This window comes from Streptomyces sp. NPDC002784, from assembly GCF_053592135.1.
Genome location: NZ_JBSFVD010000152.1, coordinates 1 through 1,750, shown reverse-complemented (window position 1 = coordinate 1,750; position 1,750 = coordinate 1). Strand labels below are relative to the sequence as shown.

The following is a 1,750-nucleotide window of genomic DNA, read 5'->3' as shown; positions in this document are numbered from 1 at the left end:
CGCGGTCAGGCCGCCGTTCGGCTTGTGCGTGAGGTCAAGGAGAGAGAGCCGCTGCCGACCGCCGTCGAAGGCATCAGCCTTCTCCATCAGCACCTGCCGCATCAGCCTGCCGTCATTGATGACCACCAGTGACATCGGCCCCAGCTTCATCCTCAGCAGCGGGCCGTGTTCGCGCAGTTCCTCGATGACAGGCAGCAGACCCTTGCGCACCATGGGGAAGTGGCCCCACGGTGCGCGGCCGCCTGGAGCCAGGGGCACGTCATCGCAACGGGTCGTGTCCTTCATCATGCTTCTTTCTGCTGGACATGCGGGATCGGCTGAGCGGGAGACACCAACGCATCGGAGGAGCGGCCCGTCCCGTCCGGGACACGGCCGTCACCGTCGACGATGCGGAGGTCGAAGTGCCGGATTTCCCGGCCCGCACGTCGTCGATAGGACTCGTATACGCGGCTTGTGCCGGTCCTCTGCAACGCCGCGAGGACATCTTGCTCGGCGTCCGCCATGAGCGGGTGCGCCACCACACGGCAGGCCCGACCCCGGAAGTGGATGGACGCCTCCGGCGTGTGCAAAAGGTTGGTGCTCCATGCCGGGTGATGCTGCCGACCGAAATTCGTGCCGATGACGAAGAAGCCTTCAGGGTGCGGGAAGCACACCAGTGGAACGGTTCGGAGGGCCCCGCTGCGGTGCCCGGTAGTGGTGAGCAACAGACTGGGAAAGGCGATATGGCTGACCAAAAGGCGCCCTGCGGTCAGGCGGTGGGCCAGCAGGTCGAGACGGGGCAACAGCCGGGAGGCCACGGTGGCGAAGCCGCGAGTGGCACACAAGGACACGAGGAACGAATAGGGCCGTGGGCGGACGCAGAGGACGTTGCGAGCCGCCGTGGGTCCGTCAGCCGCGTGAGCGGCGACGAAGCGTCTCATCACTGGTTTTGGTGGCATATGACTTGCTTCTCCTGCGAGAGACGCCCGGGAAAAAGGTGGACGTCATCCGAAAAACATACGGTTTCCAGCGGCGCATTGTGGTGTGGAGAGTCCTGCGCTGCAGGCTGTGAACAGGCAAACCCATAGCGGACGGGACAAGCAAATCACTGGACACGGACGGAGGAGCGCGATCGGAATATAGACACCGCAGACCCCCAAAGTTAGCCCGTGCCAAACCGAAAATAGGAGGGTGGCGCCTGGGCCGCCGACACACCGATTCTTTACGATTCTGGTGGACGGTCGGCGGCCAGACAGTCTCGACCGCGCCAGGCAGGCTCTTCAGCCCGCCGCAGACCAGCATGCGGACATCGTTCACACCGCGGTTCTTGATTTCGGTGAGGATATGCATCCAGTGCCTGGCGTGCGCCGTGGGACTGAAGCGTGAACGTTGTAACTCCACAGTACAGAGTGAGCCTTTTTCAACCTGCTTCTGGTGTGGGGCAGTTGGGCTGACAACGTGGTGAAGCCTCTGGTAGATGGGTTTTCGACCAAGAGAACCGTCTCCACCAGAGGCTTCACGTGCTTGTTTACCCGTCGGGCGTCGACGTGTCCAGCTCTGCCCTCCGCTTCCTCACGCAGCAGTTGCGGCGGCACCGCCGTACGATCGGTTCGCGTTGGCGGCGTCTGAGCGCCGGCCGTCAGTCCCTGCTCACCCTCGCCCATCTGCGGGTGGGACACACCTATGCCCAGCTCGCGGCCGGGTTCGGCGTCGGCACCACGACGGCCTACCGCTACGTCACGGAGGCTGCCGAGCTCCTGGCCACTCTCGC

Annotated in this window: 2 protein-coding genes and 2 pseudogenes; 1 reads left to right on the top strand and 3 read right to left on the bottom strand. The window is 64.2% G+C overall.

What is annotated here, in order from left to right:
- The 3 genes and pseudogenes from ACWD1Z_RS37355 to ACWD1Z_RS37345 form a co-directional block, all read right to left on the bottom strand.
- A pseudogene (locus tag ACWD1Z_RS37355) lies at positions 1-288 on the bottom strand (hypothetical protein); the annotation flags it as partial.
- Positions 285-920: a nitroreductase family deazaflavin-dependent oxidoreductase gene (locus ACWD1Z_RS37350; RefSeq protein WP_451125357.1), complete on the bottom strand. Its 636-nt coding sequence runs from the start codon at positions 918-920 to the stop codon at positions 285-287. The gene ACWD1Z_RS37350 and the pseudogene ACWD1Z_RS37355, both read right to left, overlap by 4 nt.
- Positions 921-1,209: 289 nt before the next feature.
- A pseudogene (locus tag ACWD1Z_RS37345) lies at positions 1,210-1,341 on the bottom strand (transposase); the annotation flags it as partial.
- 158 nt (positions 1,342-1,499) lie between these two features.
- On the opposite strand from ACWD1Z_RS37345, the gene ACWD1Z_RS37340 reads away from it, so the two are divergent.
- Positions 1,500-1,750, top strand: a 251-nt coding sequence (locus ACWD1Z_RS37340; RefSeq protein ID WP_451125355.1) for a helix-turn-helix domain-containing protein, incomplete at its 3' end; no start/stop codon positions are given.